The sequence below is a fragment of the Gordonibacter sp. An230 genome (assembly GCF_002159915.1).
Lineage (GTDB): Bacteria > Actinomycetota > Coriobacteriia > Coriobacteriales > Eggerthellaceae > Rubneribacter.
This window is the reverse complement of the sequence record NZ_NFJP01000005.1, coordinates 128,160-142,444: the sequence shown is the minus strand read 5'-3', so window position 1 is coordinate 142,444 and position 14,285 is coordinate 128,160. Positions and strand designations below refer to the sequence as shown.

At 65.2% G+C, this 14,285-nt stretch carries 12 protein-coding genes; 2 read left to right on the top strand and 10 right to left on the bottom strand.

The genetic code is table 11. The features are described from left to right. Window positions 1-136: 136 nt before the first annotated feature. Window positions 137-2,023 (bottom strand): glycosyltransferase family 39 protein, encoded by a 1,887-nt coding sequence (locus tag B5F40_RS04215; protein ID WP_162610879.1) that lies wholly within the window; start codon window positions 2,021-2,023, stop codon window positions 137-139. Further along, window positions 2,020-3,156, bottom strand: coding sequence for a glycosyltransferase family 2 protein (locus B5F40_RS04210; protein ID WP_087193125.1), 1,137 nt, complete (start codon window positions 3,154-3,156; stop codon window positions 2,020-2,022). Before B5F40_RS04210 ends, B5F40_RS04215 begins: the two co-directional genes overlap by 4 nt. Window positions 3,157-3,287: 131 nt before the next feature. Between B5F40_RS04210 and B5F40_RS04205 the strand changes: the two genes are divergently transcribed. Next, window positions 3,288-4,250 carry a ChbG/HpnK family deacetylase gene (locus B5F40_RS04205; RefSeq protein WP_162610878.1) on the top strand — a complete coding sequence of 321 codons (963 nt, stop codon included), beginning with the start codon at window positions 3,288-3,290 and terminating at the stop codon, window positions 4,248-4,250. 544 nt (window positions 4,251-4,794) lie between these two features. Here B5F40_RS04205 and B5F40_RS04195 read toward each other — a convergent pair. The 5 genes from B5F40_RS04195 to B5F40_RS04175 are packed head-to-tail and all read right to left on the bottom strand — an operon-like array spanning window position 4,795 to window position 9,160. Then, a complete protein-coding gene (locus B5F40_RS04195; protein WP_239442905.1) occupies window positions 4,795-5,916 on the bottom strand; it encodes a DUF1648 domain-containing protein in 1,122 nt (373 codons plus the stop codon). After that, window positions 5,910-6,407, bottom strand: coding sequence for a GntR family transcriptional regulator (locus B5F40_RS04190; protein WP_087193121.1), 498 nt, complete (start codon window positions 6,405-6,407; stop codon window positions 5,910-5,912). Before B5F40_RS04190 ends, B5F40_RS04195 begins: the two co-directional genes overlap by 7 nt. A gap of 16 nt (window positions 6,408-6,423) precedes the next feature. Next, window positions 6,424-6,756 carry a DUF1648 domain-containing protein gene (locus tag B5F40_RS04185; protein ID WP_087193120.1) on the bottom strand — a complete coding sequence of 111 codons (333 nt, stop codon included), beginning with the start codon at window positions 6,754-6,756 and terminating at the stop codon, window positions 6,424-6,426. Window positions 6,757-6,807: 51 nt separating this feature from the next. Next, window positions 6,808-8,397 carry a putative ABC transporter permease subunit gene (locus tag B5F40_RS04180; RefSeq protein WP_087193149.1) on the bottom strand — a complete coding sequence of 530 codons (1,590 nt, stop codon included), beginning with the start codon at window positions 8,395-8,397 and terminating at the stop codon, window positions 6,808-6,810. Between the two features lie 13 nt (window positions 8,398-8,410). Further along, on the bottom strand, window positions 8,411-9,160 hold the full coding sequence (locus B5F40_RS04175; protein WP_087193119.1) for an ABC transporter ATP-binding protein: 750 nt from the start codon (window positions 9,158-9,160) through the stop codon (window positions 8,411-8,413). A gap of 214 nt (window positions 9,161-9,374) precedes the next feature. Between B5F40_RS04175 and B5F40_RS04170 the strand changes: the two genes are divergently transcribed. Further along, window positions 9,375-10,361, top strand: coding sequence for a CPBP family intramembrane glutamic endopeptidase (locus B5F40_RS04170; protein WP_087193118.1), 987 nt, complete (start codon window positions 9,375-9,377; stop codon window positions 10,359-10,361). A gap of 362 nt (window positions 10,362-10,723) precedes the next feature. On the opposite strand, the gene pth is transcribed toward B5F40_RS04170, so the two are convergent. The 3 genes from pth to B5F40_RS04155 all read right to left on the bottom strand — a co-directional run bounded on the left by pth (window position 10,724) and on the right by B5F40_RS04155 (window position 14,255). After that, the gene (gene pth / locus B5F40_RS04165; protein ID WP_087193117.1) at window positions 10,724-11,281 is read right to left on the bottom strand and encodes an aminoacyl-tRNA hydrolase; all 558 of its coding nucleotides are present in this window, start codon (window positions 11,279-11,281) and stop codon (window positions 10,724-10,726) included. Window positions 11,282-11,583: 302 nt separating this feature from the next. After that, window positions 11,584-12,549, bottom strand: coding sequence for a ribose-phosphate diphosphokinase (locus tag B5F40_RS04160; RefSeq protein ID WP_087193116.1), 966 nt, complete (start codon window positions 12,547-12,549; stop codon window positions 11,584-11,586). A 140-nt stretch (window positions 12,550-12,689) separates the two neighbouring features. Then, entirely contained in the window at window positions 12,690-14,255 is a 1,566-nt protein-coding gene (locus tag B5F40_RS04155; RefSeq protein ID WP_087193115.1) for a helix-turn-helix domain-containing protein, read from the bottom strand. Window positions 14,256-14,285: the final 30 nt, after the last annotated feature.

Below are 14,285 nucleotides of genomic sequence, written 5' to 3'. Positions count from 1 at the left end.
CGCCCCGCACGCGTCCATGAGAGAACCGCACCGCCGCCGCAGCCCCGTCGCCCCCGCGCGCTCCCACAGCCCCGTCGCCCCCGCGACGAGCACGCCGCAGACGCTCCCCGCCCACCGGCGCCCTGCGGCCTCGACCTCACGCCTTGTCCATCACGGCCACGGTGAACCAAGTGCGCTCATAAGGGCGATAGAACGTCTGCGATTCGATCAGGGAGAATCCGTCCTTCTGGGCCAAGTCGGCCACATCGCGCGGCAAGCCTTCCCCCTGCGCCTGGCCAAGCGCGATGAAACGACCGTGGAAATCCTCGAAGATGAGCTCCCACGATTTCTTGCTCGTCAGCACGGGGGCGTACGCCTCGTACGCCAATCCCCAGTTCCCCTTCTGCCAATCCAGATAAGTTTGGGAGATCGAGGGAAGTGCGACCGCGGCCACGCCCTGAAAGCCGATGTCCGAGGAAGCGACCAAAGGCGCGGACCCTTGCTCTTCGACAAGCTCTTCAACCTGCTCCTCCAAGCAAGAAAGGGGCTCGCCGTTGCGTTCGTCGTAGCTGTCCATCACCGAAAGCGCTTGGTGGACGACGGACACTCCCAGCAAAACGGCACACGCCGCCCCAACAAGCGCGCGGCTTCGCACCCTCGCGAGCGCACCCGCGCACGCGAACAGCAGAGGTCCGATGGCCACGAACAGGTAGCGATAGTACAAGATGAGGGAGTCCAAGGCGAAAGAGGCCGCCCAGGCGATGCCGTAGACGCCCACGTACACCCCGAGCGCCAGCAGCACAGGCAGCACGGCATCCGACACGGCCCACGAAGCCGCACGGCGCATCCAACGCGCCGCAACCTCGGACGGCGCGCAGCGCATGCGACGCGCGTCTTTGCCAGGACGCGCCGACGACGCATCCTGGCTCGCTGCGTCCGCGTCATCGCGCGCCAAGGCATCGCGTCGCACGCGGCAAGCACCCGCAGCCGTCCGCGCGGCGCGCAGCGCGAACGCCGCCGCAACCGCCGCCGCCGCAACCGCCAGCACGTCGAGCGCGATCTTCCATCCCTCCCCGTACGCCCCGCGCAACGCGAAGGAAACCTGGCTCGTCAACACGGGATAGGTGGCCAATTCGATGTACGTCGTGGGAAAGACGATGTTCGCCCAGTACGAATCGGACACCACGCCCGCCTGCTGCAACAGCACGAGAAGCCACGGCGTATACAACGCCACCTGCACGACCGAGCCTGCGAGAAACACAGCGAGAGCCCCGCCCCCGCCGCCTCCGACCCGCCGCAGCCGCACGACGCGCCCCAGGAGGAAGCACAGAAGGAGGGCGTTCGCCACAAATGCGGTGATCGCACCAAAATAGTGGAGGTAGGCGCTCGCCAAGCCGGACGCGAACAGTACGATCCACCAACGCCGCGGCACGCCCTCCCAAAGCCGCAGGCCCTGCGCGCTCGCGCAGATGCCGATCGGGCCGCGCCGACGCAGGACGCTCGCGATGCGATAGGCGTACACGCAGCACAGCGTGACGGCGAATGTGGCCCACGAGTACATGCGCACCTCGACGGCCATCGTCGCCACATAAGGCGTGAACAACGCGAAGAACGAGAACAGAACGCCCGTGCGCGCGCCGAAATCGCGCCTCAGATGCGTATAGCCCAAGCAGGCGAGCGCGACCGCCCCCGCCACCGTGAACAGACGATACACCAGCACGTTCTGCCCGAACACCAGATTGAGCACGTGGAGCGCCCAATAGAACAGCACCGGATGGACATCGCCCGCCCCGATGCGCCAGATGTCGGCAAAGGAGTGGTTCGCGATGGCCACCGAATAGCTCTCGTCGAACCATACGTTGCCGTGAAAGGCGTCCGTCAGCAGAAACGCCGTGCCCGCCAGCAGCACGGCCGCGTGAAACGCGCGCGATCGGATGGCCGAGGGCGCTTCGGCTTCCCGGGCCTCCGACAACCGTCGGCTTCCTGAAAGCCCGCCTTCGACCGTAGCGCACCCACGCCTTCGCGCGACCCCGGATGCGCTCATGCGCGAGCTCCGTCCCCTCGATGCGCCTGGGCCTCGAGCACGCGCAGCACGGCTTGCCGCACCGCCTCTTCGACATCGACTGCGTCGGCAGCGCGCCCTGCGCCATCTCTCGGGCATGCGACAGCGCCGGCATCCTCGATCACAGCCGAACCGCTACCCAGCTCCCCCGCAACCGGCGTCGCGCGCGAAACGAACTCCTCGCGCGCGATGTACACCGGGCGCCTCTTCGTCTCAACGTAGGCGCGCGCCACGTACTCTCCGATCACGCCCAAGACGAACATCTGCACGCCGCCCAACAGCAGCACGACCTCCAACAGCGTCTGGCTCATGGACAAAGGGTCGGACGAGACAGTGTTCTGGTACACGTCCATGCCCAGAAGCACAAGGGACACGAGCGCCAAGATCATGCCTATCCACATGATCGCCTTCAGCGGCCACGTGGAGAACGCCAGCACGCCGTTCCAAGCGTACGAGAACAGCTTGCGCACGGTCCAACGGCTCGTGCCCGCAAGCCGGTCATGCACCTCGTAGGGCATGACGTACGTGTCGAACCCCACCCAAGAGAACAGCCCTTTCGAGAACCTGAACTGCTCGCGCATCGACAGCAGCGCATCGGCCACCGGCCTGCGGAACACCCGGAAATCGCTTGCGTTCGCCACGATGCGCAGCTCGCTCATGCTGTTGAACAAACGGTAGAACATGCCCTTGAACAGCCTCATCGGCATACTCTCGTGCCGACGGTCCTGAACGGCGGCCACGCAGTCGAACTCATCGTGATCGCGCAAAAAGCGCATCATCTTAAGCGCGACGGCGGGGTCCTGCTGCATGTCGGCATCGATGAAGCCCACATACGCACCGCCCGCCCGCTCCAAGCCGGCGTACAGCGCGGACTCCTTGCCGAAGTTTCGAGACAGGCGCACCGCCGTGAACGAACCGCGGCCGCCGGGGCGCGCGCGCCGATACGCATCGATCTCGGCGCGAACCACAGCCATCGTGCCGTCCGAGCTCCCATCGTCCACAAACACCAGTTCGTAAGACAAACCAGCGGCATCCAAGCACTCCGTGGCCGTCGCGAAAAACGTGCGGATGTTCTGGGCCTCGTTGTAGCAAGGCACGATCAGCGAAAAATCCATGGCGAAAACCTCAGTTCCCTCGATTAGGAAAGTAGTCTATCATTGAGGGAAAGCATGATCAGCACTCGAACAAAATGCCTACGAAGATACTCCCAACAGAGTATGGACGGCTCCCACTAGGTGAGGTACCGATGGAGAAGCTGCGCCCGCCCCTCATACACCGCCCTGCCGGCGACTCCGCTCCCAAGAGCGCCGAACGCGCGCGCCCGGCAGCGGGCAGCGTGCTGTTCCATGCGGACGATTACGGCATCACGCTCGACCAGGCGCGCGCCATCCTCGCGTTGTCCGACGCATGCGGCGGGCGCGGTGTTCTCGGAAGCACGAGCGCATTCGCGAACAGCCCCGCCTTCTCCGACGCCGCTGCGTTGGCCGCGCCGTATGTGAAGGGCGGGGCGCTGCTCATGGGACTGCACCTCAACCTCGTGGAGGGCGCCCCGTGCTCCGACGCCTCCGACGTACCCCTGCTCGTGAACGAGCGCGGGATGTTCCGCCACGACTTCCTCGGACTTGCACGCCTGGCCAACGGTCCGCAGCGCGAAGAGGCCCGCGCGCAGATCGAGCGGGAATGCGCAGCCCAGATCGAACGCTACCTGAAGTCGTTCCCCGAACAGGAGCGAAACCTGCGCCTCGACAGCCACCAGCACACGCACGCCATCCCCGCGGTCCTCGACGCGCTGCTCGCCGCCGTCCGCAGCCGGGGCTGCGCGCTCGCGCACCTCCGCACGCCCGTCGAGCCTCTCGGACCGCACCTTGCGCGAAGAACGGCCGCGCCGCCCGCGAACATCGCGAAGGACGCCCTGCTCTCAATGCTGTGGAGAGCCAACCGGGACAAGCTTCCCGACGCGTGCGCCACATCGCTGTTCTGCGGCGTCGTGCTTTCGGGACGCATGGAGCGCGCCGACGACGCCCTCGTCGAGTCGTTCCGCGCGCTCGCCGCACGACGGGACCAAGCAGTCGAGGTGCTGTTCCACCCGATCAGCGTGCCGCGCGCGCAATGCCTCGATCCCGAAAACGAGCCGTTCGCCGCCGCCTGCGCCTCTCCCGGACGCGACGAGGAAGCGCGGACGCTCCGAACGCTCTCGCCGACTCCCTAAGGCCGAGAGAGCAAAGCGCGCAGAGCACGAACCGCCATCGGGGCGGGCACTGCCGACGCGTTGCAGACCCCTCACCGAGCTCACGCGGCGGCGTCGTCGAACGCGCGGCAGCAGCAAGCACTCGCGGCCAGACGAGCTCGAAAAAGCCCATCGGCACCCTCGAGCGCCTTAACGAACGACATAAGCGTCTCATCGGGAAGATCACGCGAACCGCTCCGGTGAAACCGACCCCCCCCCCAAAAAAAAAGATCGCGGATCGCCGCTAAAGCAAGCACCCGCCCGCAACGAGCTCATCCAAGCCGGGCCCCGTCCTTCCCCGCAGCCATGCCGCGCGCATCGACAAGAGGGGGCTCCTGCCCGAATCCAAGCGCGAACCCCTCAGAACAAGCATCCCGACCTGCGCGCACCACGACCGCCCGCCTTCGCCTGAGTCCAGCGCGGGAAGCCTCGCGCCAAACCGTTTCAAGCGTTTCGACCGCCCACGCATCCCTGCAAAAGCAGCACTCGCGGATCCTTGCCCCGCCAGCCAAAGCCCCGCCCCTCCCTACGTCACGATCGACAGTGCGAACACGAACGCGGCCGTCGCTACCGCGCCGCCAACCACGATGACCCACACGGCAGGGCGCGCCCAGTTGGGCGTCCAGCCAACGCCGAATCGCTCGGGCAAAAACAGACTCGCATCGTCGGGATTGCAGTAGAACACGCCAAACTTCCAGTACCGGTCGTCGTCCACGAACAGCCTGTCCGAAGTCTGCATGCGTTTGAACACACGGGACCCCGCCTGGCCGTACACAAGGCTCACCGCCATGCCGCCGACGCACAGCACAAACACTGCCACCATCACGAACACGGCCGCCTGCCCCATGCTGATGGCGTTCGCGAACGAAAGCGGCATGGCGATCATCACCACCGCCAACACAAGCCCGCTCGCCACCAGGTAGATGCTCTGCGCGCGAGCGAACAGGCCATACGCAAGAGCCGACGTTGCCGGCGCGCCGGGTTCGGCCCATTTCTTCGAACGGGCGATGCTCCAGTGAGAGAACGTGAAGCACAGAGCCAAGAACCCCTGGATGAGCATGGGCATCCACAAAATGAGCGGGGTCTTCTCGGTCCACTCGTTCACCGTGCCGTCGAGACCCATGTGCATGGGGATCATGTCGGGCATGTGCGCGTAGCCGATCGCGCCCACCGCGAACGTGACGGCCATGACGGGCAGGTACAGCAGGTTCCACTTGAGCGAGATGGCGTGTGGCACGGGCTGCTCGCCCACCACGGCCACGGATTCCTGCACGTCGGCCACCCACCCGCGAGCATCCTTGTACGCGACCATCTTCGAGCGAAACACCAACATCAGCGCATAGCCGCCCGCAGTCAGCGCCAGCGACCCGACGATCAGCACGCCCATCACGCCGCCCTCGTTCCCCGCGGCCGCGCAGGCGAACCCGGCAAGGGTGAGCACAGCCGTCGCCGCACCGACGATGAGCGCGTAGCGGCGCTTGAGACCCCTCACGAACGGGTCGCCCTGCTCGGACGTGGGCACAGTGACGGCGAACACCTCGCCGCGGCGCATGAGGTAGGGCGTGATGGCCATGAACGCGCCGATGATCGGCACGAGCAGCGACGTCACCGCCATGATGACGCTCGTGTCGAAGCCTTTCACTACCACGCACCTCCCTCGATCACCCGTTCGCACGAAGCCGCACGCCCATCGCCTTCGCCCTTGGCACGCGCTGAGGCGGGAGCGGCGTGCGCATCGGCGCGCTCGCCTGCCCCGTACGCACGCGCGGCCTGGCGCTGCGCGCACTCCAAGAACTCGCCCCAGCTGCCGCCGCGGGCGCGATGCGCCAAGGCCAGCTCGAACAGCTCGTCCTCCATCTTCGCCAGCTCGATCTGGGCGCGGTCGGCGCGGTCGTCCTCGCACGGGTCGGCGATATAGGCGCCGCTGCGACCGCGCATGAGCACATAGCCCTCGTCGCGCAGCACGGCGTACGCCTTGTTCACCGTGTGCAGGTTGATCCCCAAATCGCTGGCGAGCGACCGCACGGAGGGCAGCGCGGTTCCGGGAACCAGCTCGCCGCGCGCGATGGCCGCGATGATCTGGCTGCGGATCTGCAGATACAACGGCTCTTCCGACATCTGGTCTATGCGGACGATCATACGGCCCCTCTCTTCGCTACACCGTGAACCCGTTCGTCGCAATGTTGACGATCCCGATCAGCACGCCGATGGCGGCCACCAGCAACGCCCGCCTATCGCGGGAGACACCCAGCCATATCGAGCCGAACAACCCCAATCCCGTCGGGATCAAGATGGATAGCCATTTCGGCGACCAGCCGTTCGCTTCGCCCGTAACGCCGAAATGCGTCACCACTTGGTCGGGCAGCAGCATCCACTGAGCTACGGCCAACGCTGCCGCAACCACGCCCAGGACACCAGCCGCCACCAGTCCGGCGCGCCCTTCGAGCGCGGCAACCCGGTTGCGCCCCCTGTTTTCTTTCGTTCCCATGATACCGCCTTTCGCTCGTCTTCCGATGACGCTTTTGCGTCCCGCGCCCGCTCACGCGGAAAGCCCCCGATTCGTGGCGCTGCGGTAAAGCGCAACCGAAGCCGCAACCGCCGCCAAAACCGCCAGCAAAGAGACCGCGTGCCCAAAACGCAACGTCGCCACCATGCCCGCCGCCACAAAACCCATGCCGACGAAGACCACCACGAGCACCGGCATGCCGCGCTTCACCGGCTCGTACACGGTCGTCCAGTCGTAGCGCGGACGGCGCGCGTCGAGCGCCAGCCCCAAGCTCGTGGCCAGCAAGCACGACGCCGACGGCACCGCGAACAGCGCTGCGACGGACAGCGCGTCGAGCGGCAGCGACACCGCCACGAACACGGCAGACACCAGCAGGAACGGCAGGCCGATGGCCAGGTTCACCGCCGCTTTCGACCACAGGACGGTCGAAGCGGGCACGGGCGCCGTCAGCATGAGCCAACGCGAAGAGCCCTCGAGCGATACCGACGCGGCCGTGGTGGACGAGATGCTGCAGAAAAACGCCAGCCCCCACGGAAGCACGAGCCCGATGGCGGAAACCAGCTCGGGCGGCAGCAGGTCGAGCGACAGCGCGCCCGTGAGCGTCCCCGCCGCCACGGCGATAGCCGCCACCAGCACGAGCACGTACCCGATGCAGGCGTTCATGAAGTAGATGGGCGTGGCCACGAGAAGGCGCGCCTCCTTCGCCATGAGCGCGCGCAGCGGGGATCCCGCCTTCGCCGCCGCAGCGCCCTTGCCGTCGAAGGAGAACGTCCCGCGCGGGCGCGACGACATGAGCAGCGAGTTCACCGGCACGAACAGGCGCACGACAAGCGCGAGCACCGCGCCCGCCACCACAACGTTCACGGCAGAAAACGCCAGGAACGCCGCGAGATCGCCCCTTACGATGCCGGCCGTCGCCCATGCCGCCGGGGGAAACACGGTCGCAAGCTGGGACGCGAGCTGGGTGCCAAGCGCCGTCATGGCCGCCTCGTCGCCAGCCTGCGACGACAACGCCAGCGAACCGAACACGAGCGCCAACGTGGCCGCAAGCGTGAGCGCGATCACCGCAATATTCGCATGCCTGAAACGTGCCGACACTGCGGCGACGAGCACTGCCAACACGATGGCCGCCGCCAGCGGCAGCAGCGGAGCCAACACCACCGAAAGCGCCATGCATGCGACACCCACTGCACTCACGCCCGCGCTCGCCGCATACACGACGAACGCGGGAACCATCGTCAACAGACCGAACGCCAAGCTCATAGCGTACAGCGACGCGATGCGCGAGAGCACCACCGACGAGACGGGCACAGGCAACGACATCACGAGGTCGTAGTCCTTGAAGCCGAACAGCACGCCGTTCGTCTTGAGGAACGCCGCCACCGCACCGGCGACGGAGCCCACGAGCACAGCGACGAGGGGCACGACCTCAGTCAGCCCAATCTGCACGAACGATCGCGCGATGCCCGACGAATACGCCGAGACCACCAGCACGACAACCCCTGCGCCCAAGGCCGCAAGCGCCAATATGCGCCTCGCCTTCGCCGGATCGGCATGCAACGCCCTGTTGATGCCGAACAGCCCCAACAGCTGGATTTTCGAAAGAAGAATGAGCGAGCGCATATTCACCACCTCCTTACCGCACGCCGCTGGCGCCAGCGCCCGCATCGCGCTCGATCATGTCGAGGAACACGTCCTCGAGACTTTCGTCGCCCACAATATCGGCAACGGGACCGCATGCGCGCAGCCGCCCCTGCTTGATGATGGCAACTTTGTCGCACAGCTTCTCCACCACTTCCAGAACATGGCTCGAGAAGAACACGGCCGATCCGCGGTCGGCCAGCTCGCGCAGCATCTCCTTCACGTGGAACGACGCCTCGGGATCGAGGCCCACGAACGGCTCGTCCAGCACGAGCAGCGCCGGCTCGTGCACGAGCGCGCCGATAAGCACGAGTTTCTGCCGCATGCCGTGCGAGTACGACGAGATGAGGTCGCCGAGCGCCGAGGTGAGCCCCAGGCGGTCGGCATACTGACGAATGCGGTCCTCGCGCACCTCGACTGGCACCTCGAAGATGTCGGAGAGGTAGTTCAAGTACTGGATGCCCGTGAGGAACTCGTAGACGTCGGGATTGTCGGGCACGTAGGCACAGACGCGCTTGCAGGCCAGCGCATCGGTGCGCACCGATTGCCCGGCGATGCGGATGTCGCCCTCGTCGAAGCTGCCTACGCCCACGATGGCGCGGATGAGCGTGGTCTTGCCCGCACCGTTGTGCCCAACGAAGCCGAAGATGTCTCCCGGCATGACGTCAAGGGTCACGTCGTCCACCGCGCGCTTCGCGCCGAACGTCTTCACCACATGGTTGACTGACAATACCGGAGATGCCATGTCGCTTCCTTTCCTTGCTTGTTTGTTATATTTATGCTATAACAGATGGAACAAGAACGCAAGGGGTGTATGTGCGATCGACTGCACGAAGAGAAGGCGCTCGCAGGCCGGATGTTTCATGTGAAACATTTGTTTGCGCGAACCGATGTTTCAAGTAAAACATCGGGAATGAGCAGGATGCGAGCCGACGATCGAGGAGGGAAGGAGCACGACCATGAAGCGCATAGCGATTTTTCTGGCAGTCACCTTTGCCCTGACGTGGGCGTACGAGTTCGGGGTGGTGTATCCGGCGTCGTCGGGGGCGCTCACCGGCATCCCGCCGGTCGCCACGCAGTTCATCACCGGAGCGGCCATGTTCTTCCCCGCCATCGGCGTGCTGGTCACGCGCCTCGTCACGGGAGAGGGATTCAAGAACAGCGCCATCAAACCGCGCGGGTTCAAGAAACCGCTGCCGTGGTTCCTTGTAGCATGGTTCGGACCCCCTGCCCTGGTTTGCGCGGGCGCAGCCGTGTACTTCCTCGCGTTCCCGCACGACTTCGACCCCTCGATGTCGCTCATGCTGACCGCCGTTCAGCAGCAGGCGGAAGCCGCCGGAGGGGTGCAGGTGCCTGCGGACATGCTGCGCTCGATGCTGCTCGCACAGCTGCCCTTCGCCATCTTCCTGGCGCCCGCGCTCAACATCCTCACGACGTTCGGCGAGGAATGGGGCTGGCGCGGATACCTAGTGCCGAAGATGTCAACCAAGCTGCGCATCGTGCCAACGCTGCTCGTCACCGGTGTGATTTGGGGCCTATGGCATGCACCGCTCACCGCCATCGGGCACAACTACGGCACGGACTACCTCGGTTGGCCCGTCACGGGGATCCTCGCCATGTGCGGATTCTGCATCGTGATGGGGATCTTCCTCACCTACGTCACCGTGCGCACGGGCAGCTGCCTGGCTGCCGCCATCGGCCACGGAGCCCTCAACGGGTTCGTCAGCGCCGCCGTACTGTTCTCCGCAACCGGCGGCAACCCCTTCGTGGGGCCGCTGTCCACCGGCATCGTCGGCGGCAGCGCCTTCATCGTGGTGGCGGCCTTCATGTTGTGGGATCTGCATCGCCGCGAGAAGGCGGGCACGCTCGACATGCCGAAGGCGGGGCTTCCCGACGACGCGACGAGGGACGACCACACCCGCGAGACGAAGGGATCCAGCTCCTGACGAGCCCTTTCACGAACGCCACGCGCACGACACACGCTTGCCGACCGACTGCGCCATGCGTCAATGAGCCGATCCTCTTCATGCGCTCCGAGAAAACCGCAAGATCGCCGCCGAAGCTCGCCAGACCGGCCCCCTCTCAAGCTCTCTTCCAGCCTTCTGCCACCCTTTTCCGCGCCTGCTCCGTCCGAGTCAGCGCTCCATGCGCCCGCCCGATCCGTCCGAAGCCCCTCCCCCGCCGTCCCCCTTGCGCCCGAGAGCGTTCCCGCGAACGCATCGAGACGGGAAAAGGCTCGCCCCTTCCTCCCCGACGACGAAGCGCCTCGTCCGCATGCGCTTTCCGCATCAGGATCGCAGAAGCACGCCTAGTTGAACGCCTGCTGCGTCTTCTCGAGGCCCACCTGCACCAGCGAGAGCGCCGCCTGGGCGCCGCGATCCACCGCATACGCGAAATCTTCAGCAGCGTCCTTCTTCGGAAGCGACAGCACATAGTCGGCCACGTTCATACGCCCCGGCGGACGGCCGATGCCCACGCGCACGCGAAACCAGTCGCGCGTACCCAGCTTGTCGCAGATGGAGCGCAACCCGTTGTGCCCCGCATGCCCACCGCCGAACTTCACGCGCACGGTGCCGGGATCGATGTCCAGCTCGTCATGCACGACGATCAGGTGCTCCGCGTCCACGCCGTAGGCGCTCATGAGCTGCTTCACCGGGCCGCCCGAAGTGTTCATATAGCTCTGGGGCTTGGCGAGCACCAGGTCGTGGTCGCGGTAGACGGCTTTGGCCGTGAACGAGCCGCACTCCGTCTTCCAATAACGCGCGCCCACCTCGCCCGCGATGGCGTCCACCGCGTCGAACCCGGCGTTGTGCCGCGTGTGCGCATATTCTTCGCCTGGATTTCCCAAGCCTACGATCAGGTACATTGGCGTGCTTCTTTCAAATACTCGTACGACTCGATAAAGTCACCCGAATGCATCCGAGGGGTGCACAGCATCCGCCCAAGCTTGGCCGAAGAGCCCTTCAAGACGCCCCTCGCGCCCCCGACGCGAAACAAGCGCCTCCCTCGACGCAGTAAGCCAGCGGAACCGACCGCGATACCCGACATTGGCGGAATCGCGAAGGCGAAACGCGCTTCGACGCGCGAGCCTTTGAGATCGCGGCAAGCCCGGATGCCGAGGTGGGCCGCAGCGTCGGCCTCGTCATGGCGGTCGGCAAAGCGACGGAGCTACTCGAACAGCGACGCAACGGAGCCGTTGTTGTACACGTTGCTGATGGTCTTCGCGAACAGCGGTGCCACGGAGAGCACCTTCACCTTGCCGGTCTGGCGTGCAAGCGGCACGGGCACGGCATTCGTCACCACGACCTCCTCGATGCACGAGTTCTCGATGCGATCGTACGCCGGGCCGCTGAACAGGCCGTGCGTGGCGCACGCGTACACCTGCGCCGCGCCCTTCGCCTTGAGCGTGGCGGCGGCGGCCACGAGCGAGCCCGCGGTGTCGATCATGTCGTCGTTGAGGATGCAGATCTTGTCGGTCACGTCGCCGATGAGCGCGGTGATCTCGGCTTGGTTGTGCTTCGGGCGATCCTTGTGCATGATCGCGATGTCGCAGTCCAGCATCGTGGAGAACTTCTTCGCGGCTTTCGCGCGGCCCACGTCGGGCGACACCACGCACAGGCGGTCGTGGTCGAGCCCCTTGCTCTTGAAGTAGTCCACGAAGATGGGCATGGCCGTCATGTGGTTCACCGGCTGATCGAAGAAGCCCTGGATGGCATCCTGGTGCAGATCGATGGTGATGACGTTGTCCACGCCCGCCGCGGCCAGAAGATCGGCCACGAGCTTCGCAGTGATCGGCTCGCGCGGAGCCGCCTTGCGGTCCTGGCGCGCGTAGCCGTAATGGGCGACCACGGCGGACACGGAGCGTGCCGAGGCGCGCTTCGCCGCGTCGGCCATGATGAGCAGCTCCATGAGCGCGTCGTTCACGTCGTAGCCTTCGCCCGCGCACACCGACTGGATGAGGAACACGTCGGCACCGCGCACGCTCTCCTGGTAGCGCGCGTATATCTCGCCGTTCGCGAACTTCTCCAGTTTCACGTTGCCCAGAGAAACGCCCAGCTCCTTGGCGATCTCGTCGGCAAGCTCGGGATTGACCGACCCCGAGAACAGGGCCATGCTCTTCTGCACTTCCGTCATGCGCGCGCTCCTTACGTCACCCCGGGGCCGCCGCACCCCGCAGCCGTCGCCCCGCTCTCCTGCCCCTATTGTATCCGCAGCGGTCCCGCACGCACAGGGCCAATCTCCGCATCTTCGCAGATTGAGCGCATGAATGCGCGCTAACGAAAGGCCCCCGCTTGCAGTGCGCCTTTGCGTTGTTCGATGAGGCTTTGCAGCTCCTGCTTGGAATGCACGCCCGCTTTCGCATAGACATTGCGAATATGACTCTTCGCGGTGTTGAAGGAGATGCCCAGCTCGCCGGCAATGTGCTCGATCGTGTAGCCCTTTGCCAGCAAGAACAGCACGTCGCGTTCGCGCAAAGACAGGCCCGCTTGCTCGGCTAGCGCATTGCAACTCTTCGTCCAAGCGCCTTCGCGGGGAAAACCGCCCGCCCCGCCGTCGCTCCGTTCACCCGAAGAGGGATCGCAAGCGGCCTGGTTGGCTTGGGAGTTGCGCGTCTTTTTCAGCGCTTGGCCGATGGTGCGCTCGTTGAGCACCACCATCGACACCACCAGCAGCACAAACACCATGCCCATGGCGAACGCCACCATGTTGCTGGGATTCTCGAGCAACAAGGGGGCAAGCGACGAACCTGCGAACCAGCCGATGGTGGTGCCCGCCGCAGATGCTCCACGGCCCCAGCCGAACACGCTTGCATACGCAAGGTCGGTGCGGTTCGCCACATTGGCAAGCAGGCACCACACCATCAAGATGAACAGATTGTATGCGATGCTCGCCAGCTCTCCCTGGATAACGCCGAACCCTCCGAACAGCGGCACTGCAAGGTTGCCCAAGCATGCGAGGATGATGATAGGGTAGTACAGCTGGCTCGTGTCGAACTCTCGCACCAACAATCCCACCAGCACAAACAACAGCACCGCGGTGCAAGCCGTGGCGAACACGATAATGACGCCTTGATCAGTAACCGTCGAAAGCGGCTGCTGCAGCGCCATGAACCCCTTGGTGACGCCCGCGATGACCGAGAACACCGCCACCGAAACCGCAAGCCGAACGAAATAACCGCGGGGCAATTCGCACATGGGGACAATGTCCTCGGAGGGCGCAACCGGCCCGCGAGTCGCCGCCATGGTGAACGCGGTCGCAACAAGAGGAAGCATCGCAGTCGCCAACAACCCCACCGGATGAGGGAGCCCGATGCATACGAAAAACAGCATGCCTGCGAAGATGAACGAGCCAGCGGTGTACATGAGCGCCTGACGCGCACCTACCGTGCTGTACACCGATCCCAAACGCAAAGCAACGAACGCCGTGCCAACGCCCGTCAGCGCACAACTGACCATAAACAGCGCATCCTGCGAACCGGAAGGCGACGACCAAGCGGCCGTCAGCGTAGCGACAGCGGCAACGCCCGCCATCGAAAGCACCGCCGACCGCGATTCCACGATGCGGGTAGCCACGTTGTGGAAGACACCGGCCGCAATAAGCACGACGCCGAGCGCCGCCGTGGAAGCCAGATACATGGCGAGCATGGCATTGCTTCCCACCGCGCTACCCGCCCAGCCAAACAGCACATCGCTGTTATAACAAAGAAATATCCAGGCATAATAGGCACCGAAACCCAGAAATTTGAGGCTCGGCCACTGCTCGTCCAAATCTTCCCACAAGCGCGTCGCCGAGAAGCGCGCACGACCGTCCCGCCTTCCGCTCGCCTTGTCTGCCCCCACAGCGTTCTTCCCCCTTCGCAAAACCCGACC

Bases quoted from the DNA above. Each gene is read 5' to 3' on its own strand.
- B5F40_RS04215 (WP_162610879.1), bottom strand. From the start codon at position 2,023: ATGAGCGCATCCGGGGTCGCGCGAAGGCGTGGGTGCGCTACGGTCGAA.
- B5F40_RS04210 (WP_087193125.1), bottom strand. From the start codon at position 3,156: ATGGATTTTTCGCTGATCGTGCCTTGCTACAACGAGGCCCAGAACATC.
- B5F40_RS04205 (WP_162610878.1), top strand. From the start codon at position 3,288: ATGGAGAAGCTGCGCCCGCCCCTCATACACCGCCCTGCCGGCGACTCC.
- B5F40_RS04190 (WP_087193121.1), bottom strand. From the start codon at position 6,407: ATGATCGTCCGCATAGACCAGATGTCGGAAGAGCCGTTGTATCTGCAG.
- B5F40_RS04185 (WP_087193120.1), bottom strand. From the start codon at position 6,756: ATGGGAACGAAAGAAAACAGGGGGCGCAACCGGGTTGCCGCGCTCGAA.
- B5F40_RS04180 (WP_087193149.1), bottom strand. From the start codon at position 8,397: ATGCGCTCGCTCATTCTTCTTTCGAAAATCCAGCTGTTGGGGCTGTTC.
- B5F40_RS04175 (WP_087193119.1), bottom strand. From the start codon at position 9,160: ATGGCATCTCCGGTATTGTCAGTCAACCATGTGGTGAAGACGTTCGGC.
- B5F40_RS04170 (WP_087193118.1), top strand. From the start codon at position 9,375: ATGAAGCGCATAGCGATTTTTCTGGCAGTCACCTTTGCCCTGACGTGG.
- pth (WP_087193117.1), bottom strand. From the start codon at position 11,281: ATGTACCTGATCGTAGGCTTGGGAAATCCAGGCGAAGAATATGCGCAC.
- B5F40_RS04160 (WP_087193116.1), bottom strand. From the start codon at position 12,549: ATGACGGAAGTGCAGAAGAGCATGGCCCTGTTCTCGGGGTCGGTCAAT.